We start from the raw sequence: 20,757 nt of genomic DNA on the forward strand, positions 1-20,757 counted from the left end.
CCCAGCAAGAGTTGATCTGTCTCTTACTGGGTAATCTCTCAATGCTTGCTATAGTTAGCTTGGTTAGGCAATGACAATAATATTTGCATTACTAAGCGCTACCTGATTGGAGAACTGGGCAATTTGAAGAACTTGTGCAGCCTTACCAGTCCCATCCGCGTCAAAGAAAAGATTACCCGTAGTTTGATCGTACATAAAGCGATCGCTTGCTGTTATCGCAGTGGTACCAAGTCGAAACAGTCCCGAATCGAGCGTAGTATTTTGAGATTGAACCAGTCCGAATTCAGCCTTGGAAATCAAGATAGTATCCTCTCCAAGAGTAAAATCAGCGATCGTATCATACCCTCCAGTACGGGTACCAGTTAGGTTGAAGCTATCTTGCCCAGTTCCACCAGTCAATACATCTCGACCAACTCCACCAGCGATTAGATCGTCACCTGCACTACCAAACAAGGTGTCATTACCTGAGTTACCAAAGAGGCTATCATTGCCATCTCCTCCTGTTAATGTGTTAGCACCATTATTTCCCATCAGGATGTTATTAAGGCTATTACCAGTACCATTGATTGCCCCGGTTCCAGTCAGAGTCAAATTCTCTAGGTTATTTCCCAACACCCAATTCACCGAAGAATTGACTAAATCTGTACCTGCATCTAAACCTTCAATAATACTATCGTTTACGTTGTCTACAATGTAAGTATCATTGCCGATTCCACCATCAAGACTGTCAATCCCTGCACCTCCATTCAAGGTGTCATCACCGGAATCCCCAAACAAGGTGTCATTACCTGAGCTACCAAAGAGGCTATCGTTGCCATCAACTCCATTCAACGTGTTAGCACCACTATTTCCCACCAGTATGTTATTAAGGCTGTTACCAGTACCATTGATTGCCCCACTTCCAGTCAGGGTCAAGTTCTCCAGATTATTTCCCAACACCCAATTCACCGAAGATTTGACTAAATCTGTGCCTGCATTTAAGTCTTCAGTAATCAAGTCGTTTACGTTGTCTACAGTATAAATGTCATTGCCGACTCCACCATTGAGACTATCAGCCCCTAAACCTCCATCCAAGGTGTCATCACCTGCACCGCCCAACAAGGTGTCATTGCCTGCACCACCAATTAGGCTATCATTGCTATCTTCTCCACTCAAGATGTTAGCGCCAGTATTTCCAATCAAGATGTTCTTAAGACTGTTACCAGTACCATTGATTGCCCCACTTCCAGTCAGGGTCAAGTTCTCCAGGTTATTTCCCAATACCCAACTCACCGAAGACTTAACTAAATCTGTGCCTGCATTTAAGCCTTCAATAATAATATCGTTCAGGTTGTCTACGATATAAATATCATTACCGATTCCAGCATCAAGACTATCAGCTCCTAAACCGCCATCTAAGGTATCATTGCCTGCTCCACCCAACAAGGTGTCGTTGTCGGAATCACCAAAGAGGTTATCGTTGCCATTTTCTCCACTCAAAATGTTAGCGCCAGTATTCCCAATTAAGATGTTATTAAAGCTATTACCAGTACCATTGATTGCCCCACTTCCAGTCAGGGTCAAGTTCTCCAAGTTATTTCCCAACACCCAACTCACCGAAGACTTAACTAAATCTGTGCCTGCATTTAAGGCTTCAAGAATAATATCGTTCAGGTTGTCTACGATATAAATATCATTGCCTTTACCACCGATGAGACTGTCAACTCCTGCACCACCATCTAAGGAATCATTTCCATCGCCGCCATCAAGGGTGTCATTATCACCTAGTCCTTGGAGCGTGTCATTGCCCTGCAATCCTGAGATGATATCAATATTGACTGTACCATTTAGGTTGTCTGCACCTAAAGTACCATTAATCACATTGTACTGATTAATAGTTAAGTTGACGGTAGCAGTACTATTGCCTCCGTGCCCATCACTTATACTGTAAGTGAAGCTATCGAAGCCATAATAGTTTTGGGCAGGGGTATAAGTGTAGGTACCGTCGTTGTTGTTAACTAAGCTTCCTTGGCTAGGTTGGGTAAAGCCAGTAATACTCAAAACATCACTAACATCGACATCTTTATCATTGCTTAACAGAGTAGCAGCACTAATAATAACGGGTATGTTTCTTTTTGTGGTGATGCTATCGTTAACAGCAACAGGCGCATCATTCACCGCCGTAATATTAATATCGCGAGTAATGGCAGTACTATTAGCAGCCCCATCATTAACTATAAAGCTGATGGTACGAGGTGTAAGACTGGGGTTATCACTGTTGTTGATATAAGTAATAGAACGTAGTGCGGTTTGATAGTTAACGACAGTAGAACTGCCAGTTAAGGTTAAAACACCTGTGGTGCTGTTGTAGCTGCCCGTAATCCCATTTTGATTGGTGAAGGCGAGGGTATCTTGAGCAGAAATAAAGCCACTGCTAATTCTGACAGTAGCACTAACTAGGTTAGCAGAGTCTACATCGCTGACGGTGATGCCTGAATCGATGGCTGTAGTAGCGTTCTCGGTGTATGCCAGAGCAGAGTTGGTGGCAGTAGCAACAGGTGCATCATTCACCGCCGTAATATTAATATTGCGGGTAACAACAGTACTATTATCAGTCCCATCATTGACCACAAAGCTGACGGTACGAGGTGTAGTAGTGGCGTTATCACTACTGTTGGTATAAGTAACAGAACGTAGTGCAGTTTGATAATTAGCAATGGTGGCACTACCAGTTAAGGTTAAAACACCTGTGCTGCTGTTGTAGTTGCCCGTAATCCCATTCTGGCTGGTGAAGGCGAGGGTGTCTTGAGCAGAGGCGAAACCACTGGTAATGCTGACAGTAGCACTGGAGAGGTTAGCAGAGTCTATATCGCTGACTGTGATACCTGAGTCGATGATTGTAGTAGCATTCTCGGTGTATGCCATAGCAGAGTTGGTGGCAGTAGCAACAGGTGCATCATTTACTGCCGTAATATTAATATTGCGGCTAACGGCAATACTATTAGCAGCCCCATCATTAACTATAAAGCTGATGGTACGAGGTGTAAGACTGGGGTTATCACTGTTGTTGGTATAAGTAATAGAACGTAGTGCTGCTTGATAGTTAGCAACGGTGGAACTGCCAGTTAAGGTTAAAATACCTGTGCTGCTGTTGTAGCTGCCCGTAATCCCATTTTGGTTAGTGAAGGCGAGGATGTCTTCAGCAGAAACAAAACCACTGGTAATCTTGATGGTGCCACTAACCAGGTTGGGGGAGTCTGTGTCGCTGACGGTGATGCCTGAGTCGATAGCTGTAATGGCGTTTTCAGTGTATGTCAGGGCAGAGGCAGAACCAGGGGTGATAGTCGGGGGAGCCCCACTATTGTTTAGTTGGGCATATATCCCATAGCCAGATCCGTCCTGACCATTGCTTTGCCAGGAAATTACAAAATCTCCAGTGGCATCCATTGCTACTGTGGGGTTAATTTGATTATTGTTGGTGTAGGTATTGACCAGAAATTCACCCCCAATAGCTACCCCAGCGCTGTTGTAGCGTTGGGCATATATGCCATCCCCAGATCCGTCCTGACTATCGCTAGTCCAGGAAATGATAAAGCCTCCATCTGCATTCATCGCTACTGTGGGGTTAGATTGATTGCCCTCGGTGTGGGTATTGACTTGGAATTCGACCCCTTGAGCTAACCCAGAACTGTTGTAGCGTTGGGCATATATGCCATCCCCAGATCCGTCCTGACCATAGCTTTGCCAAGAAATTACAAAGTCTCCAGTACCATCCATTGCTACTGTGGGGTTATATTGAAAGCCTTGGGTGTGAGTATTAACCTGAAATTCGTTCCCAATAGCTAACCCAGCACTGTTATAGCGTTGGGCATATATGCCCAAGTAAGACCCGTCCTGATAATAGCTTTGCCAGGAAATAACAAAGTCCCCAGTGGCATCTATCGCTACTGTGGGGTTATATTGAGAGCTTTCGGTGTGGGTATTGACCTGAAATTCGCCCCCAACAGCTACTCCAGAACTGTTGTAGCGTTGAGCATATACCCCATAGCCAGACCCGTCCTGACCACTGCTTTGCCAGGAAATGACAAAGTTCCCATTGGTATCCATCGCTACTATGGGGTTAACTTGATCGTTACTAGTGGAGGCATTGACCTGAAATTCGCTCCCAACAGCCACTCCAGAACTGTTGTAGCGTTGAGCATACACCCCATAGCCAGACCCGTCTTGGCTTTGCCAGGAAATAACAAAGTCCCCTGTAGTATCGATCGCTACTGTAGAGTTAAGTTGATTGCCGTTGGTGTTGGTATTGACCTGAAATTCACCCCCAACAGCCACTCCAGAACTGTTGTAGCGTTGAGCATACACCCCATATCCAGATCCATCCTGAGCATTACCAGTCCAGGAAATGATGAAGTCCCCATCAGCATCCATTGCTACCGCGGGGTTAATTTGATTATTGTTGGTGTAAGTATTGACTTTGAATTCATTCATGAAAAAACCTCTGAAAAAACTAAAAATTTGATTTCCACAATTACGGACTGATTAAACAGATTTCTTAGTCATTAGGAATCACTGCACTCGGTCGCAGCCAATAATTCAACTCTGGTGCAGTAAATGCTTGGCGGATTTCTTTTCGTTCCTGATTCAAAACCATCGGACGCTGCACACCAGCAAGAAACTGCACATCATAAAGTTCTTGACAGCCTGTGGTGAACTTCAGCATCCCCACTTGCTGCCCATTTCGCAAATCCACAACTGCCACACCACAAAGCAACTGCTCAAAGCGTTGGGTAATAGGCAACCCTCCAAAAATATGCCGTTCTCGAATCTGGCATAGTCCAACTAGGGCGTAATACCCGACACAGCACAACCCCCGCAGAAATCCAGGGAGTACACAGACTACTTGTTTGTCTCCTGATTCTGGATGAATGCGCCATATTTCCCCTGCACCAGAGTTGAGTAACCACAAAAACCCGTCATGCCAAATTGGGGAATGGGGCATTGATAATCCTTCTACAATAATTTCATTGCTCTCTACTTCCACTACGACTCCACCGTTGGCTTTACCCGGTCGCCATCCTCCGACGGTATCTGTCGCACCGAGGGCAGTCACATACTTGGGTTTGCCATCCACCATTGCTAATCCATTCAGGTGACATCGGTCTTCTGGCACTACTTCAGAAATAAATTTCGGATGCCAGCGCGGTACAAAGCTAAAGTCTGGACTCAATGTAGAAAGACACGAAAAGCGGGTGTTGACAATCCACAGCCCTTCTCTGCCAAATTCCAGGTCGTGAATATTCAGGTCGCCTGTGAAGTATGCCATCCGTGGTAGGTAAAGGGCATCGTAGCGTCCGGGCTGGTCTTCTAAAAACTCATAAGCTAAGGCGGGGGCATTGGCTAATAAACAGACTTCATGATGGCTAGCCAGTGCCAATCGTGAACCATTCACTGCCAATCCCATTGGTTTGGAAAATTGGCGTAACAGCATGGTTATCTGTTCCCCATTCCAGCCTACTAGTGCTAGTTTTCCGGCTTGGTAGGTGGTGATGGCAACTGAGCCTCCGGCTTGACTCAGCCAGGAGATAAATCCCTGATCGGCATCACATTGAATTAAGTTATTCTCTTCTGGCGCAGTAGTGGGAAAAGTGGACAACATAAATCAGTTGAATTAAATTTCAAATTTTGTTGAGGAACTTTAGACTTAGTTAAATACAAAATATACTCAGTGGCTCTAGCCCTTAAAATTGAGCAGTAAATTACTAACTACGAACCCCGAAAATTACTGGCACACAACATTAGTACTGCATGGCGTAAATCCAGCTCTCACCTCAATTAAGTAGACAAGTTGCTCAGAGCAACTTGTTAAAGGTGAACAAATTTATGCCAAGGTGTACTGGTGATTGATGTCATTGGTTTTAATGAGTTGTGAAAGTTTGTAGTCAGGGCTAAAATCCTTGAAATTGACTGATAAATCGCTCACTACGAAACTCTCAGAATTAATCACACAGACCACTAAGCGTGCCATCATTGTCAATAAACAAGTCTGTACCAGAAACAGCACCTAAAAGAATCGCCCCCAGATAATGGGTCGTGCCGCCATCAAGCTATACTGGATATAACTTTGCAGATATTTTGAACTTAGTTTTTTATAATGTCCTAGCGGTAAATCTTGTTTAGTAATCTACTGTTATAATAAAGACTATTCTATTTAAAAATAAACTGTATATATACTGAATGTAAAAATTAGTTAAAACTTTAATAATTTGAAACCTCGATCATCAAGTTTTATTAATATAGCGGCAAATTCCGTTGTTAGGCTTGAGAAAATGCGTAGGTGTAGCCTGTCATATACATCATCATTGTTTGTATTAAATCTTTAGCCTAAATACGTATAAATATGCGATTTTTCAATCGAAATCAGTAGAGGTAAAAGTAGCAAGCCTGACACGAGTTGCCTTGCAATGGCTGAAATTCCTACTAAAAAAGGATTATAAAAATAAAATTACTATTTGACCCACAATTACCTAAAAAAGCTTTTTTGGTGTGTCATTTAAAATGTACGACGAAAGTAGGATGAGACAACAAGAGTATGGTGTAACAGTATGGTTCACCGGTCTGAGTGGTGCAGGTAAAACTACTATCTGTCAATTCGTGGAGAAGGAACTGCGGATACAGGGGTACAGAGTTGAAGTTCTGGATGGTGATGCGGTACGTCAAAACCTATGCAAAGGATTGGGTTTCAGCAAAGAGGATCGAGAGGAGAATATTCGGCGCATTGGCTTTGTAGCTCATCTTCTTGCTAGAAATAATGTAATTGTATTGGTTTCGGCAATTTCACCGTACCGCGAAATTCGGGAAGAAGTGCGCCAAATTACTCCATTTTTCATTGAGGTTTACGTCAACGCATCATTAGAAGTTTGTGAACAACGAGACGTAAAAGGGTTATATAAAAAAGCAAGAGCAGGGGAAATTAAGCGCTTCACTGGTATTGATGATCCTTATGAAATACCACTCTGCCCTGAAGTCGAATGCAAAACTAACCAGGAAAGCGTTGCTCAAAGTGCAACTAAGGTCTTACAAAAGCTAGAAGAGTTGGGTTATATAGTTGCTAGAATGAATGATTTATGAGTTAAATAAAGTTTTTAACTCATAATTTTTACTAAGATGCCAATAATTGCCGAATTAACCTGGCTACAGCTTTCTGCGTGAAGCGGTTGGCTATTTGTTGACCTAAACGTTGTACATCTGAATTTACCAATAACTGGGCAATTTGGGATGTAATTTGCACTGGGTCAAAGCCTCTTGTTTCTCGGAGAATACCTAATATACGTTTGATATGCTCTAAGGTTTGTTGTTGTTCAACTGTAGCTGCTGGAGTTTTATTTACTGCTGTCAATCCTACGCGTTCTCGCAACAAGGAGGTAAAGTTATGCAAAACATTTTTACCTAAAGCATCAAGTCCGTTAACAGATTCATCTACTAGTTTGTCACGAATAAAAGCACCGCGTTCAGATGACAGAAATTCTATCCCCTGATTCAGTACTAAATTAAAGTCGTAGTCTTGACTATTACGCGCATTTTTTAACAAGTTTTCTAAGCGGTTCCAGCGAAATCTGCCATCTTTAAATAACAAATCTTGCAATGATGCTCTTAATTGCGGTGCTGGGTCTGTTAACAGGCGTTTGGAAACGTAGGGATAAGCTTCGCTAAGAACTTTAAAGTTGGGATCTATATATATTGCAATACCTTCGAGCGTCACGAGGGAGCGAATAATTAAGGCGTAGTAGGGCGGTACACGGAAAGGATACTCATACATCAAAGCCGATAGTTCATCGGTGATGCTTTTAATATTAAGATCGGCAACACTGGCTCCTTCGGCATCAGCAAAGACTCTCGCAAAAGCTGGGATAATTGGTGTTAAATCGGTTTCTGGTGATAAGAAATCTAGCTTAACGTAGTCTTTTGCTAATCCTTCAAAATCGCGGTTGACGACATGAACGATCGCTTCAATCAAACCATAACGCTGTGGTGGCTTAATCTCGCTCATCATCCCAAAGTCGAGATAAGCTAATTTGCCATCCGTTGTTGCTAACAAGTTACCAGGGTGGGGATCTGCATGGAAAAATCCATGTTCTAGCAGCTGGCGCAGGGAACACTGCACACCCACTTCAATTAAATAACGAGCATCTATGCCTTGGGCGCTAATTTCTTCTGTCTGGGTTAATTTAGTGCCGTTAATCCACTCCATCGTCAGGACACGACGATTGGTGTATTCCCAGTAAATTTTCGGAACGTATACGTCTTTTATATGACCGTATAACTCAAAAAATCGTTCGGCATTTTCACCCTCATGGATGTAGTCCATCTCTTCAAAGATGCGATCGCCTAATTCATCGAGAATCCCAACTAAGTCACTTCTTACCCGTTTAACCTTTTTCTGCACCCAAGCGGCGAGGTTACGCAAGATATACAAGTCAATGGTGATTCCCTCTCTTAAGTCGGGGCGTTGAACTTTAACAGCGACTTCTTCACCAGTTTTTAGCTTACCTTTATATACTTGCCCCAATGAAGCCGCAGCAATTGGCTGGGCTGACAGTTCGGCGTAAACCTCTTCTGGAGGTGCGCCTAATTCTTCTTTGATAAACTGGTAAGCAATTTCGTTGGGAAAAGGCGGTAATTGGTCTTGTAGTTTAGTTAATTCTTCTAAGTATACGGGAGGAACTAGATCCGGTCTGGTGGACAAAGCTTGGCCAATTTTGATGTAAGCAGGCCCTAATTGGGTCAGCAATACTCGTAGCTGAGTGGCTCGGCGGCGGTCATTTTTGACAACAATTCCCCGTTTACTATCCGACCACAATCCAAAAACAAAGGATAGAGTCGGCCCCAACACGGCGAAAATCCGCCGTAAAACTTGCAGGCGTCTCTTTTGGTAATGCGCCGCTATGCCCACGGGATCGTAAAGTATCTCAGGTTGGGCTGTTGTTCTCAATTGTTGGGCTGCTAAGAGTCTTGGCGAGCGCACAACTAAGTTTGGTGTACCATTTTCTGGTACTAGATCAATAACGTCCAGTTCGCCGTTGCGACTGTCCTCCTGAATCGGTCGGGAACTAGGGGGAAGTGTCTTAACAATCATGAAGAAGGCCACCAGTCAGAACGATCACATTAAGTATTGTAACAATATGTTTAGAAATTGGGTATTGGGAATCAGGCATTGGGCATTGGTTATTTTTTCCTCCTCTCCTCCTACTCCCTAGTACTAATAGGTCTGCTACACTTAAACGGGCATACTAGTTCAATAGTAGTAGGTATTGCTAGTTGCTGAAAGATCATACTTATTGTCTTGTAAGTTAGAAGTATCCGGCATCTGCCCTCATGGAGAATTTGGCTTGATGTTGCTTTGCCTGAGAATTGAAAACTTTGCCCTTATTGACCAACTGGAATTAGAATTTGGCGCGGGACTAAATGTGTTAACAGGTGAAACCGGCGCTGGAAAATCGATTATCTTGGATGCCATTGATGCCGCTTTGGGCGGTAAAGTCTCTAGTCGAGTCATTCGCACGGGGACAAGTCGGGCGATGGTTGAGGCTACTTTCACCTCAAACGCCCCCCTAGCGGCTTGGTTGACCGAACAAGAAATAGATTTGCTTGATGAAAATTCTGTAGTCATTAGCCGAGAAATCACAGCTACTGCGAGTAATGTCCGTAGTCGATCGCGGGTGAATGGTGTGTTGGTAAATCGGCAAATCATGGCAGGAATGCGCGATCGCTTGGTGGAAATTACCGCTCAAGGTCAAACGGTGCAAGTGGGACAATCTGCACAAGTCCGGGACTGGTTAGATTTGTATGGGGGTGACTCCCTGATGCAGCAGCGTCATAAAGTCGCCACGAGCTTTAGTAGTTACCAACAGGCGCATTTAGCACTAGAAAAACGCCGGACATCAGAACGGGAACGGTTGCAACAACTCGACTTGCTCACTTATCAAGTGCAAGAACTGGGAGCAGCTAATCTCAGCGAACCTAATGAATTGGAACAGTTGGGACAAGAACGGGAACGTCTGAATCATGTCGTCGATTTGCAACAGATGAGTTACAAGGTTTATCAGGCTTTGTATCAAAACGATCATGAAACCCCAGCCGCAGGAGATTTACTGGGAGATAGTGAGGCGATATTAAATGACATGGTGGAATATGATACCCAACTACAACATTTGTTGGAGTTGGTTAGGGACGCGCAAGCTGCGGTAATGGAAGTGGGAAGGCAAATTAATGCTTATGGGGATGGTTTGGAAGCCGATCCGCAGCGATTGGAAGAGGTGGAAGAACGGATTCAGGAATTAAAGCAAATTTGCCGCAAGTATGGGCCGACACTTACCGAAGCGATCGCTTACTACCAACGCATCCAAGCAGAATTAGCCCAACTTAACGACAGCGAACAATCTATCGAAAGTCTGGAACAGCAAGAAAAGGCCTGTTTTGAGAAACTTACCCAAGCAAGTAATCAGTTAACTCAATTGCGGAGTAAGGCGGCTGCTAATTTAGAATCACGTTTGATAGCTGAACTCAAGCCCCTAGCGATGGAAAAGGTGAAATTTCTGGTTGAAATATTACCAGCTTTTCCAACTGCGATGGGAGCAGATAAAATTACTTTTACATTTAGTTCCAATCCTGGAGAACCATTGCAACCTTTAACAGAAGTTGCCTCTGGTGGGGAAATGAGCCGCTTTTTACTGGCTTTAAAAGCTTGTTTTTCTCAAGTTGATGTTGCTGGGACAATGGTATTTGATGAAATTGATGTCGGGGTTTCGGGAAGAGTCGCCCAAGCGATCGCGGAAAAATTATATCAGTTAAGTCAACGCAACCAGGTGTTATGTGTTACCCATCAACCTTTAGTTGCGGCAATGGCCGATCGGCATTTTCGTGTAGATAAGCAAACTATCAATCAAGGCAAAGGTAAAAAAGCCAACAATGACAATGGCGAACAGCGTACCGTTGTTAGAGTTACTACCTTGGATAATTTAAACACCCGTCGGGAAGAACTAGCGCAGTTGGCTGGTGGTAAATCTGCAACTGATGCGATCGCTTTTGCAGAATCTCTATTATTACAAGCTGCTAATCATCGTCGTGGAAAGCATAATTGACCAAATAATTACGAATTACGAATTACGAATTACGAATTACGAATTACGAATTACGAATTACGAATTATAAATTTAGGCTGCCAATTCTGAAAGGCGTAAACCAGCAATATTCTCACAGGAAAAGGTCTCTTTACTCATACCTTGCCGACAGATTAGCTCTATAATTTGCCCTGCCCAGTTGCGGAAAAACCATTGGCACAAGGAATCATCTTCTTGCGGAGTTAGAGACAGAGGAATAAAGCCTTTCTTCTGCCATACTTCTGCTGCTGTATAGATATCATCAACAAGAATGGCAACGTGATGGACAGTATTAAAACCTTGCTCCTGGAATAAGCTAGCAATCTGTTCATCTGGGGCGTTAGGCGCAAGGAGTACCAAAATCATTCCTGACGGCATTAAGGCTGAGAGAAAGTACATACTTGCATCTTCAGGCAATAGGTTTTGCTCAGGACAAAAATCATCAGGCCATTTTCCTGGGCCTTCGGTGATTTTGGCATTATAATTTATTAGAGCTTTAGCATAGTCTGTAAGAGTTTCTGAGTCAGGAAACAACAGTACATAGTGATCTACGATAACTCGTTCAGCAAATAGATGTATGCAAAAAGATGAGCTTAAAAATTCTGGAGTCTTGTACCCATCTTTATACAAGAGCAATCCATCACTTTCCACAAAAGGCGACTCCTTATGAATTGAAGTCTCCGCTAAGTTAAAACCTTTTCTAGCGTCTGCTGGAAGGTTATTGCTCATAATACTCACCTATAAAAACAATATATAGTATTTATTCAAAATTGAGATTTAGAAACAGGGCTTATATCTACCATTATACTAAGATTGCTTTGAGCCAATCTAAAGCATCTGCAAGGCAATTGTAGTAACTAATAATACTAACTGTCTCTAAACTTGCGCCGAATAAATCTTAACTTATCTCTTCCTTTTATTCTCGATAAGAGACTCTGCATAGCTTGCCTCTTTGCATCCTTCTGAGCGAGACGCTGCACCTAGCAGTCAAGGAACAGCTTTATTGCCCTCCCACTCTAGGTAATTTTTTAGGTATACGAACGTCAGCGCTCCGTTTGCATCTGGAGGCGCATTTGATATACCAACGGCTGACACATTCGATTTTGCTAAGTTCCCAAAAGAAGGCAGTTTCGACCTTTCTAAGTATGGTGTTCCAACTGAAGGCACAAACACAAATCCCACCCGTATAAAAGCTAGAAGATTGTGATTGTTATCTCTTGCTGAAGTGGGATTTTTGTTATCTGATATCTAATAGACCAGTACTTCTATTTATACTCTTGCAAAGCTCCTAACTTGCGAATTCCCGGCCAAATCATAGCTGTAACAATCACTACTACAATTGTGCCAATTCCACCACCCACAACAGAAATCACTGGGCCAAATAAAGCAGCAGTCAAGCCAGACTCAAAGCCGCCTAATTCATTTGAGGCACTAATAAACACGCTATTAATAGCAGCAACCCGACCTCGCAAATGATCCGGTGTTCTGATTTGAACTAATGTATGGCGAATCACAACGCTAATACTATCTAGTGCGCCACCAAGGGTCAACATTAACATAGACAGCCAAAAGGAACGAGAAAGTCCAAAGATAATTGTGACAACGCCAAAGCCAACGACTGACCACAATAAGGACGGGCCTGCTTTGCGTAACGGTGGTAAATACGCCAGGGTAATGGCCATAGTTAAAGCACCGATGGAATGGGCTGCTTGGAGATATCCCAACTCCACTGGTCCCACATGTAAAATATCTTTGGCAAAAATTGGGAGGAGCGCGATCGCACCACCCAACAATACTGCAAACATATCTAATGTAATCGCTGCTAAAATCAACTGATTCTGCCAAACAAATTTAGCGCCGGCTGAGAGCGCTTTGAATGAAATTGGCTCAGTTGTGCGGATGGCTTTTTGCTCTTTAATCGCCAGCGTTAACATAAAACACAGCAACGCTGCGATCGCTGCTAATACATAAACTCCTGTAGCACTTCCCAATAGCGCAATCCCGAATCCCCCGAAGGCTGGGCCGATAACTGCGGCTAACTGAAAGCTACTACTATTCCAAGTGGCTGCATTGGTGAAAGCTGTGACAGGTATCAATTGCCACATCAGAGCATCACTGGCAGGTTTGAGGAATGCCCTAGCAACACCTGTTAATACCAAACAGGCGTAAATTAGAAAAATTGCACCTTGAGTATAGGAAAGAACTGCTAAAGCCAGCGAGCAGAGGGCTAGCAGTATTACCGACAGTAACATGGTGAGTTTGCGATCGCGGCGATCGGCTACATGTCCGACAATCAATGTGAGAGCAATCATCGGCAAGACTTGCGCCAGTCCTACACCACCTAAAGCGATCGCTGAGTTAGTCCGCTCATAGAGTTCCCAGCCAATCGCTACAGTTTGCATTTGCGACCCTACGAACAGTACTAGCCGTCCGATGGTAAATAGCCGATAGTCTCGAAACTTAAAGGCTGCAAAGGGATCGTGCTGTGCAACCTCAAAGTTATGGGGCTTTGAGTTCTGTTTTCTCGAAGACATTTTTTAGTAGAGTTAAGCCTTCTTCAATGTTGGAAATTTGGTCTTCTGAAAGACCTGTCAGCAAATCGGTAATATGAGCGCGAGTTTGATCTTGGGATTGCTTGAGATGGTGTTTTCCATCTTCAGTTAAATTGAGCAGCACCCGCCGCCGCTCTTGAGGATGGGCAATCCGTTTCACAAAGTCGCGTTGTACTAAGCGTTCTATGGTTGCTGATGCCGTGGCAGAGGTGACACCTAAATGCTCTGCCAGATCAGATAATGAAGCCCCAGGATTGCGGTTGATAAATGCTAGCGATCGCAATTGAGGTATAGATAAAAAAGCGGCACTATGGGCACGCATATCCGCTCGGATAAACCGCATCACTAATGGAACTGTCTCCATTACTCTAGCGGCACATTCTTCGGAAGTTGCACCTTGATTAGGTTTATCCAAGGTCATGGGCTTGTTGTTCTCCTAGTTACATGGCCACCCGTGGATAAAGTTTTCCACCAAGGATGGCCAAAATGATTAATGTGAATAAGAGAATTGTACAATCCAGACCAAAGCCATAGATGCTAGTGCCGTTTAACAGCATGGTGCTGCGTAACCCGTCAACCAGATAAGTCAACGGATTTAAATGGGAAATGAACTTTAACCAACTGGGCATCAAAGAAATCGGATAGATGGCATTGCTCGCAAAAAATAACGGCATGGTTAACAATTGTCCAATACCCGTCATCCTTTCTCGGCTTTTCACCAAACAGCCAATAATTAATGAAAAAATACAAAATGTTCCCGCCCCCATTATGACTAGCAGGAGTACTTGGAGAATAGCTAGGGGATGAAGATTTAGTTTGACACCTAATAAAAATGCTAATCCGTAAATGAATATTACCTGAGATAAGCACCTCACCCCACACGCCAGGGCTTTGCCCAACACCATCGCCACGCGAGGCGTAGGACTAGCTAAAAATTTATGGACAATGCCTAAATCTCGCTCCCAGATTAGCGTCATTCCACCACTGAAAATTGCCACGAACAGAATACTCTGAGCCAAAATGCCAGCAGAAATAAAGTCCAAATAGGGTAAGTTCCCTGTAGGAATCGCGCGAGTTCGAGCGAAAACTTGCCCAAAAATTAGCAGCCATAAAGCTGGTTGCACAGCCCGAACGACTAAATCAGTGGGATCGTGGCGGAGTTTACGTATTTCTAATTCTGCGATCGCCAGGGTTTTCGTAACTAGCTCTTTAATTGCAGAGATCAAATTTACTCGGACAGTGGGTGGTGCTTTAACCCAACCGTTGAGCAGTACGTCTGGTTCTTGCTGTGTCACGGTAGTTGACTCCTGATGTTAACTGGTCGCCTGTATAGTGAATAAAGACATCATCCAAAGTTGCATTTGGGTTATCTAAAGAAGCTTTTAAGTCGTTTGGTGTACCTGTAGTAACGACTTCACCTTGCTGCATAATCGCCACTCGGTTACATAAACTATCCGCTTCTTCTAAAAAGTGGGTTGTTAAAAATATAGTTGTGCCGTAATCAGCACCGAGTTGTAGTACAAGTTGCCATACTTGAGTTCGAGCGATGGGATCTAGTCCGACAGTCGGCTCATCAAGAAACAAAATTTGGGGTTGATGTAGAACTGATATGCCAATTTCCAGCTTGCGGATCATCCCACCAGAGTAGTTTCGTACCAAGCGTTTTGCCGCATCTTGCAAACCCATGTATTCTAGAATTTCATAGATGCGGCGATCGCGTCCTTTGGCAGGTATTCCATACAGCTTGGCGAAGATTAAGAGATTTTCGTAACCCGTGAGACTACCATCAGCAGAGAGCGCCTGGGGGACATAGCCGATAGCTCGTCTCACAGGATTTGGTTGACGAGCCACGTCATAGCCAGCTAAGGTTGCTTTCCCTGCACTGATAGGCAGCAAAGTTGTCAACATTTTGATAACTGTACTTTTCCCTGCACCATTGGGGCCAAGCAGCCCAAATACTTCACCTTGTTCCACAGATATGCTCAGGTTATTAACTGCGGTTAACTTACCAAAACGGCGTGTGAGTCCCTGAGTTTCCAAAATCAACCGTTTTGGTTCGCTAGGAGATTGCGATCGATTTATTTTTCCCGTCAGTATTGTCACAAGTTTGATGCACTTCTATTAATTAGTAAATCTAACTATTAGCTTCTCAATAGATTTACCAGAAGTCAATAGACTTCTGGCATAAAGTTGAATCAGAGTAAAAAGAAATTCAGTAGAGTGGCGGCGAGGTTCTTGATGGGCGAAGTATTACTGAAAAATTGACCGCAAACACTTGCTAGGATAGTCAATAGGTGAAGAAATGTTCAGAATCCCTACTGCTGCTCAGTTAGAAAGTCTATGCCGCATTTAATTTTCATCAACAAGCTGCAAAACTCTATTGTATAAAGGTTCTGCCACCCAGAATCCTGCTTGGTTAATCAGAGCATCTAACAAAGGTTTCACAGCAGAAATCAGCCTTTGGCTTTTAGCTTCAACCAAAATTCCTAAAATCCCTGTGTAACCAAGATTTAGCCTAGCTGCAACCGTGCGGCCACGACGTTCATCAATCAAAACTTGCTCTGCTTTCATTTCCAACGCTAGAGCGATCGCTTCAGCTTCACCAATATCCAGTTCATTGCTGAGTGCTTCAACCAATGTTCGATCTTGAACTGGACGAGTTTGAATCCAGATAAAAGTTTGGACTTCAATTGCACCTGCAACTGGAAAGTTGGGATCAGTCAGTTCTCGGTAGACAGCTTCAGGAATTAGGACTGTTCCGTAAAGCTGTTGTAGTAAATGAAGATGGTTAATGGCGGCGAGGTTATTAATGGGTGAAGTATCACTGACAATGATCACAGTCTACCCATCGCCCGCAAGTTTTCTATATCTTGGTCAAAATCCTCGACCCCATAATGCACTGAGATTTGACGGCTTGCAAGTAGATGCTGAAATGCTATACGATTCATGCCTGCAAATCGGCTGGCTTGAGCTAGGGTTAACTTTTCTTTTTGAAAGAGCATCACTGCAATTTCCTGCTTCATTTCGCCTTCAGTCATCCGAGTTGCGGTTAATATTTCATTAGGAATAACGACGTTCATAATTATAATCCTCTCTATCACTACTATTCTAAGCAGCTTGAGCATCGCCAAGTGATAATCAGGTAAATAAATCGAACCGTATCCTTTTTATAAATCTTGTTCATGTCATAATGTAACGCTTTGTTCTGGTTTGGAAATCCTAAGAATAATACTTGAGTACTGAATACGGTCTATATGGCAATAAAGGATGTTCTTGCAGATTTCGAGGGAGATGATTTCGTCCCTCCCAGAATTATTCGCGCTACTCGCAGTTTTAATGGTCAAGGTATTTCACTTTATTACTATATTTATGGTAAAGATTCTGATGGGCTTGTTGCTGGTCTAAAACTAGACTTCTTTAAAGAAGTTCGCTTTACTAACTTTAAGAAAGGTCATCCAACAGAGAAATATAAACCTTATTTTGATAAATTCACTTCTGGATGGTCTTGTAGCCACGATGATGTGTTGCAATGTTTTGCATCATCGAATTCAGTAACAAAAGTGAAATTAGACAAGATGGCTAAACATTGGGAAATTCCTGTAGAGCGATTTATCAATACCTTGTTACTTGTATATATGTTGTTGTGGGATGCTGAGGATGATGGCTGGCTTGATGGATCTGATTGGGACGGCGGAGATTTCAGGGGTTCCTTGCCTCCACCAAAGTGATGAAGTATGAATAAAAGTAGAATTGAGTTGCTGGATGTAGTAGCACTGACAGTTGATCTGCCTAAATACAACCTGTACCGTGGTCAAGTTGGCACAGTAGTAGAATTATTAGCTGGCGGTGCTGCGTTTGAGGTTGAATTTAGCGATCGCTCTGGCCGCACTTATGAATCTGTCGGTTTACGCCCAGAGCAAATTATGGTGTTACATTTTGAGCCAGCATCCCCTGATTCATTACGGTCAATGGTGACAGCCTAAGTTGTTGTGCCCAGAGCAATGCCTACGGCTGGCTACGCCTACGCAGCTTTATCAGATATTCTGAAATAAGATCATATCTATAAACCTTCCACAAAATATCCGATTATGGCGATCGTTGTTTCCCTTAGCCCAGAATTAGAAGCACGACTGCGCGAGAAAGCTGCACAGCAAGGGCAAGATGTTAGTTTCGTTGCAGCCCAATTGCTAGAGGCTGTCCTAGAGTGGGAGGTACAAGACTCAGAAGCAGCTATTAAGGGTATTCAGCAAGGATTAGAAGACTTTGAAGCAGGTAGATTCCGTTCATTTGATGATTTTGCTGACGAGCAGCGTCGCAAGTATAATCTGCCAGCCGATTCATGAAATACCGCATTGAAATCTCTAGTTTAGCTGAAGCAGAAGCAGACAGCACATTTTTGCAGTTATCTCAACTTACTTATCCTGAAAGGGCAAGTCAGTGGTATGCAGGATTACTACAAGTCATTGAGTCTTTATCGCAAATGCCAAGCCGATGTTCTCTAGCTAGAGAAAATGATTATTTTAGCCAAGAAATTCGCCAGATACTTTACGGTCGAGGACGCAACTCATACCGAATAATTTTCACAATTTTGGCAGGACAAGAAGTCCCGACAGTGCGTGTTCTTCATATCCGTCACACTGCACAGCAGACCCTTGGTGAAGTACTGGATAACTCTGAGACGACTAAAGACTAGTAACCACAAAGGGCTAGCCTGGAGCATATTAAACTATATACCAGCAGAGCGATCGCATCTGGTAATTTTGAGAGCGATGCCTACGGCTGGCTACGCCTACGCATTAAAAATTATTGAAAAATTGAGCGCTTCTTGACAAAAGCCTGATTAGTAATCACAATGTAATTACAATCAAGGACAAGTATTCTCATGGGGACAGCAATTAGAACCCGTATTGTTAAAATTGGGAATTCTCAAGGTATCCGCATTCCTAAACTTCTGCTGGAACAAAGTGGTATTGGTGAAGAGGTGGAAATTGAAATTCAAGATTGTCACCTAATTGTCCGTGCTGCCTCTAAATCGCGTAAGGGGTGGGATGAAGCATTTGCAAGAATGGCGAAGCAACACGACGATGCACTGCTCGATGATGCCGTAACTACAGAGTGGGAGCATCTAGAGTGGGAGTGGTAGTCAATCGATTTGATGTGTTTTTGGTTAACCTCGACCCAACCATTAGCAGTGAGATTCAGAAGACAAGACCTTGTGTAGTAATTTCACCAGATGAGATGAATAAATATATTGCCACGGTTATTGTTGCTCCGATGACAACTAAAGGACAGTCTTATCCGACTCGTGCTGCTTGTCAGTTTCAAGGTAAGGATGGGCAAATCGTTCTAGATCAAATTCGTACAGTTGACAAAACTCGATTAGTAAAAAAGCTAGGTCAGATTAACTCTGATGAACAAAAAGCAGTTTTGGATACCTTAGCAGAAATGTTTGCCGAATAATCGTATATACCCGATGGTTATGAGATTCCACTGTAATGGTTATACCCATTTTCTATGAGTATAAACTATATAACATCTCTGGTTATCTTCAACATTTTATTTCCACCCGGCTGTAGTTCATATTCAACCTTTTCAATATCTACTTTGTAACCTTTTGAAGTGTAATATTTTACGATTTCATCTAAATGTTGTGAATGTTCCCACATTAAAGTTAAGAGGGGAAATATTCTGACTTCTTTAGCAATACGGAGCATCTCACCTATAGAATCTAGATGAAAATTGTAATCGAGATGGTCTGAATATAAAAACAATAAATGTGAACAAAGGGCTATCTCAAATTCTTGATTATTAAATGCTAATTTTGGCAATTCACCGACTGCATATCTGTTGCTTTTTTTGCCAGTTTCATAATCAGACAGAAATTCTCGAATAACTTTCACGCGATTGTGTCGTAAATCATCTGGAGATTTATGATAGCTCCATACCCAATCATTCGATGTAGCCTTGACTTGATTAATGATATTATCTACCACTTCATCAAACCTTTTCAATATTTCATCACTGGAAAATTGGTATAGTGGGTCAACAGAAACTACACTTTTACCCTGACTTGTCATTTCTGCATTAAAGCTTGCTGGCCCATCCCCAATTCCAATAATGCTTTTATTTAAATCTGCATTTGTTAAATTGAATATTTTTATATATTCATCCATTGACCTCCCAAAAGGAACTACTTTATCTAGAATCATTGCCATAGAATTTATCTCATCAATAGACTGATTAAACAGGATGATAGCATCAAAATGTTTTATTCACTGCGAGACGACAATCATTTAGAAGCGCGTTAAGCTCTTTTACAACTGTCAAGGGATTTCTACCTCTAAATACAGCAGCGATCTCAGCTTCATAAGGATTTCTACCTGTTTTTTTGACAGCATTTATTGCAGCTTGATTTGATAATCCTCGGACACTAACTAGCCATGCCGCTAATATATGTCCAGTACTTCCAATTCCACCAGAGCAATGGACAACGACTTTCTCATTTTCTTTATCTGCTTCTATTAAGAAAGGAAGTATTTTCTGTGTGAGAGTTTCTAAATCACATAGATGGAAATCTGCAATTGGTACCCAACAAACCACCTGATTCCCAAATTCCTGTTTGTATGTGTTTAGAAGATTGGAGTAAGAAGCTAACTGTTGTTCATCAAGAAGACAGCAAACACGCTTGATATCTTGGCGCTTTATGAATTCTATCCAATCTTGAACATTCTTGTCAGTGTATCCAGGTCGCGCAGCACCAAAGACTATTTGCTCCTTCTCCCAAGCTGGGGCAAATTTGTACATATTTAACTGTCTAGAGTCGAGGTTGATAAATCTCACTAATGGCAGAAAATAGCGATGGCAGTTTAAAAATCTCTCTACAGCCGATGCCAGCTAAAGTAACTATATCAAAGACCTAATACAATACCTACGTATACCCTAATATCTTGCTTTAGACTGATACTGCACTGCATCTAATACTTACCTGTAAGAGAATAAGGTAGATCGAATGTAGGACTTACGCATTGACAAAAAGAATCATCTATGAAGTCTAGATAATGCCATCA

20 protein-coding genes are annotated in these 20,757 nt (G+C 42.7%); 8 read left to right on the plus strand and 12 right to left on the minus strand.

Annotated elements, in window-relative coordinates; genetic code table 11:
- Positions 1–63 precede the first annotated feature (63 nt).
- Complete coding sequence (locus tag ACM0OX_RS26520) at positions 64–4,470, minus strand: beta strand repeat-containing protein (protein WP_414517919.1); 4,407 nt, start codon at positions 4,468–4,470, stop codon at positions 64–66.
- 64 nt (positions 4,471–4,534) lie between these two features.
- Complete coding sequence (locus tag ACM0OX_RS26525; protein WP_414517921.1) at positions 4,535–5,638, minus strand: TIGR03032 family protein; 1,104 nt, start codon at positions 5,636–5,638, stop codon at positions 4,535–4,537.
- A gap of 899 nt (positions 5,639–6,537) precedes the next feature.
- Between ACM0OX_RS26525 and cysC the strand changes: the two genes are divergently transcribed.
- Positions 6,538–7,110, plus strand: a complete 573-nt coding sequence (gene cysC / locus ACM0OX_RS26530; RefSeq protein ID WP_414517922.1) for an adenylyl-sulfate kinase — start codon at positions 6,538–6,540, stop codon at positions 7,108–7,110.
- Positions 7,111–7,141: 31 nt separating this feature from the next.
- On the opposite strand, the gene ACM0OX_RS26535 is transcribed toward cysC, so the two are convergent.
- A complete protein-coding gene (locus tag ACM0OX_RS26535) occupies positions 7,142–9,115 on the minus strand; it encodes an ABC1 kinase family protein (RefSeq protein ID WP_414517923.1) in 1,974 nt (657 codons plus the stop codon).
- 256 nt (positions 9,116–9,371) lie between these two features.
- On the opposite strand from ACM0OX_RS26535, the gene recN reads away from it, so the two are divergent.
- Positions 9,372–11,120 carry a DNA repair protein RecN gene (recN, locus tag ACM0OX_RS26540; RefSeq protein ID WP_414517924.1) on the plus strand — a complete coding sequence of 583 codons (1,749 nt, stop codon included), beginning with the start codon at positions 9,372–9,374 and terminating at the stop codon, positions 11,118–11,120.
- Positions 11,121–11,192: 72 nt separating this feature from the next.
- Here recN and ACM0OX_RS26545 read toward each other — a convergent pair whose 3' ends face one another.
- The 7 genes from ACM0OX_RS26545 to ACM0OX_RS26575 all read right to left on the minus strand — a co-directional run bounded on the left by ACM0OX_RS26545 (position 11,193) and on the right by ACM0OX_RS26575 (position 16,770).
- Positions 11,193–11,867 carry a hypothetical protein gene (locus tag ACM0OX_RS26545; protein ID WP_414517925.1) on the minus strand — a complete coding sequence of 225 codons (675 nt, stop codon included), beginning with the start codon at positions 11,865–11,867 and terminating at the stop codon, positions 11,193–11,195.
- A 536-nt stretch (positions 11,868–12,403) separates the two neighbouring features.
- A complete protein-coding gene (locus ACM0OX_RS26550; RefSeq protein ID WP_414517927.1) occupies positions 12,404–13,672 on the minus strand; it encodes an MFS transporter in 1,269 nt (422 codons plus the stop codon).
- Positions 13,638–14,111 carry a MarR family winged helix-turn-helix transcriptional regulator gene (locus ACM0OX_RS26555; RefSeq protein WP_114083091.1) on the minus strand — a complete coding sequence of 158 codons (474 nt, stop codon included), beginning with the start codon at positions 14,109–14,111 and terminating at the stop codon, positions 13,638–13,640. The genes ACM0OX_RS26550 and ACM0OX_RS26555 overlap by 35 nt, the downstream gene beginning before the upstream one ends.
- Before the next feature lie 19 nt (positions 14,112–14,130).
- A complete protein-coding gene (locus ACM0OX_RS26560; protein WP_414517928.1) occupies positions 14,131–14,985 on the minus strand; it encodes an ABC transporter permease in 855 nt (284 codons plus the stop codon).
- Positions 14,942–15,793 carry an ABC transporter ATP-binding protein gene (locus ACM0OX_RS26565; RefSeq protein ID WP_414517929.1) on the minus strand — a complete coding sequence of 284 codons (852 nt, stop codon included), beginning with the start codon at positions 15,791–15,793 and terminating at the stop codon, positions 14,942–14,944. The genes ACM0OX_RS26560 and ACM0OX_RS26565 overlap by 44 nt, the downstream gene beginning before the upstream one ends.
- A 246-nt stretch (positions 15,794–16,039) precedes the next feature.
- Positions 16,040–16,528 (minus strand): DUF3368 domain-containing protein, encoded by a 489-nt coding sequence (locus tag ACM0OX_RS26570; protein ID WP_414517930.1) that lies wholly within the window; start codon positions 16,526–16,528, stop codon positions 16,040–16,042.
- Positions 16,525–16,770, minus strand: a complete 246-nt coding sequence (locus ACM0OX_RS26575) for a UPF0175 family protein (protein WP_163928872.1) — start codon at positions 16,768–16,770, stop codon at positions 16,525–16,527. The genes ACM0OX_RS26570 and ACM0OX_RS26575 overlap by 4 nt, the downstream gene beginning before the upstream one ends.
- Positions 16,771–16,944: 174 nt before the next feature.
- On the opposite strand from ACM0OX_RS26575, the gene ACM0OX_RS26580 reads away from it, so the two are divergent.
- The 6 genes from ACM0OX_RS26580 (at position 16,945) to ACM0OX_RS26605 (ending at position 19,150) form a co-directional block, all read left to right on the plus strand.
- On the plus strand, positions 16,945–17,418 hold the full coding sequence (locus ACM0OX_RS26580) for a hypothetical protein (RefSeq protein WP_414517931.1): 474 nt from the start codon (positions 16,945–16,947) through the stop codon (positions 17,416–17,418).
- Positions 17,419–17,424: 6 nt separating this feature from the next.
- Positions 17,425–17,673, plus strand: a complete 249-nt coding sequence (locus tag ACM0OX_RS26585) for a DUF4926 domain-containing protein (RefSeq protein ID WP_414517932.1) — start codon at positions 17,425–17,427, stop codon at positions 17,671–17,673.
- Between the two features lie 105 nt (positions 17,674–17,778).
- Positions 17,779–18,033, plus strand: coding sequence for a hypothetical protein (locus ACM0OX_RS26590; protein WP_414517934.1), 255 nt, complete (start codon positions 17,779–17,781; stop codon positions 18,031–18,033).
- Positions 18,030–18,383 (plus strand): type II toxin-antitoxin system RelE/ParE family toxin, encoded by a 354-nt coding sequence (locus ACM0OX_RS26595; RefSeq protein ID WP_414517935.1) that lies wholly within the window; start codon positions 18,030–18,032, stop codon positions 18,381–18,383. Before ACM0OX_RS26590 ends, ACM0OX_RS26595 begins: the two co-directional genes overlap by 4 nt.
- A 189-nt stretch (positions 18,384–18,572) precedes the next feature.
- Positions 18,573–18,833: an AbrB/MazE/SpoVT family DNA-binding domain-containing protein gene (locus tag ACM0OX_RS26600; protein ID WP_414517937.1), complete on the plus strand. Its 261-nt coding sequence runs from the start codon at positions 18,573–18,575 to the stop codon at positions 18,831–18,833.
- Positions 18,827–19,150, plus strand: a complete 324-nt coding sequence (locus tag ACM0OX_RS26605) for a type II toxin-antitoxin system PemK/MazF family toxin (protein WP_414517938.1) — start codon at positions 18,827–18,829, stop codon at positions 19,148–19,150. The genes ACM0OX_RS26600 and ACM0OX_RS26605 overlap by 7 nt, the downstream gene beginning before the upstream one ends.
- A 65-nt stretch (positions 19,151–19,215) precedes the next feature.
- Here the strand turns inward: ACM0OX_RS26605 and ACM0OX_RS26610 are convergent, their stop codons facing one another.
- Positions 19,216–19,905 carry an SAM-dependent methyltransferase gene (locus tag ACM0OX_RS26610; protein ID WP_414517940.1) on the minus strand — a complete coding sequence of 230 codons (690 nt, stop codon included), beginning with the start codon at positions 19,903–19,905 and terminating at the stop codon, positions 19,216–19,218.
- 43 nt (positions 19,906–19,948) lie between these two features.
- Positions 19,949–20,494: a dual specificity protein phosphatase family protein gene (locus ACM0OX_RS26615; RefSeq protein ID WP_414517941.1), complete on the minus strand. Its 546-nt coding sequence runs from the start codon at positions 20,492–20,494 to the stop codon at positions 19,949–19,951.
- Positions 20,495–20,757 lie beyond the last annotated feature (263 nt).

The organism is Nostoc sp. PCC 9305 (assembly GCF_963920915.1).
Taxonomy (GTDB): Bacteria; Cyanobacteriota; Cyanobacteriia; order Cyanobacteriales; family Nostocaceae; genus Nostoc.

Coding starts and splice junctions, on each gene's coding strand:
- ACM0OX_RS26520 (WP_414517919.1), bottom strand. CDS start 4,470: ATGAATGAATTCAAAGTCAATACTTACACCAACAATAATCAAATTAAC.
- ACM0OX_RS26525 (WP_414517921.1), bottom strand. CDS start 5,638: ATGTTGTCCACTTTTCCCACTACTGCGCCAGAAGAGAATAACTTAATT.
- cysC (WP_414517922.1), top strand. CDS start 6,538: ATGTACGACGAAAGTAGGATGAGACAACAAGAGTATGGTGTAACAGTA.
- ACM0OX_RS26535 (WP_414517923.1), bottom strand. CDS start 9,115: ATGATTGTTAAGACACTTCCCCCTAGTTCCCGACCGATTCAGGAGGAC.
- recN (WP_414517924.1), top strand. CDS start 9,372: ATGTTGCTTTGCCTGAGAATTGAAAACTTTGCCCTTATTGACCAACTG.
- ACM0OX_RS26545 (WP_414517925.1), bottom strand. CDS start 11,867: ATGAGCAATAACCTTCCAGCAGACGCTAGAAAAGGTTTTAACTTAGCG.
- ACM0OX_RS26550 (WP_414517927.1), bottom strand. CDS start 13,672: ATGTCTTCGAGAAAACAGAACTCAAAGCCCCATAACTTTGAGGTTGCA.
- ACM0OX_RS26555 (WP_114083091.1), bottom strand. CDS start 14,111: ATGACCTTGGATAAACCTAATCAAGGTGCAACTTCCGAAGAATGTGCC.
- ACM0OX_RS26575 (WP_163928872.1), bottom strand. CDS start 16,770: ATGAACGTCGTTATTCCTAATGAAATATTAACCGCAACTCGGATGACT.
- ACM0OX_RS26580 (WP_414517931.1), top strand. CDS start 16,945: ATGGCAATAAAGGATGTTCTTGCAGATTTCGAGGGAGATGATTTCGTC.
- ACM0OX_RS26585 (WP_414517932.1), top strand. CDS start 17,425: ATGAATAAAAGTAGAATTGAGTTGCTGGATGTAGTAGCACTGACAGTT.
- ACM0OX_RS26590 (WP_414517934.1), top strand. CDS start 17,779: ATGGCGATCGTTGTTTCCCTTAGCCCAGAATTAGAAGCACGACTGCGC.
- ACM0OX_RS26595 (WP_414517935.1), top strand. CDS start 18,030: ATGAAATACCGCATTGAAATCTCTAGTTTAGCTGAAGCAGAAGCAGAC.
- ACM0OX_RS26600 (WP_414517937.1), top strand. CDS start 18,573: ATGGGGACAGCAATTAGAACCCGTATTGTTAAAATTGGGAATTCTCAA.
- ACM0OX_RS26610 (WP_414517940.1), bottom strand. CDS start 19,905: ATGGCAATGATTCTAGATAAAGTAGTTCCTTTTGGGAGGTCAATGGAT.
- ACM0OX_RS26615 (WP_414517941.1), bottom strand. CDS start 20,494: ATGTACAAATTTGCCCCAGCTTGGGAGAAGGAGCAAATAGTCTTTGGT.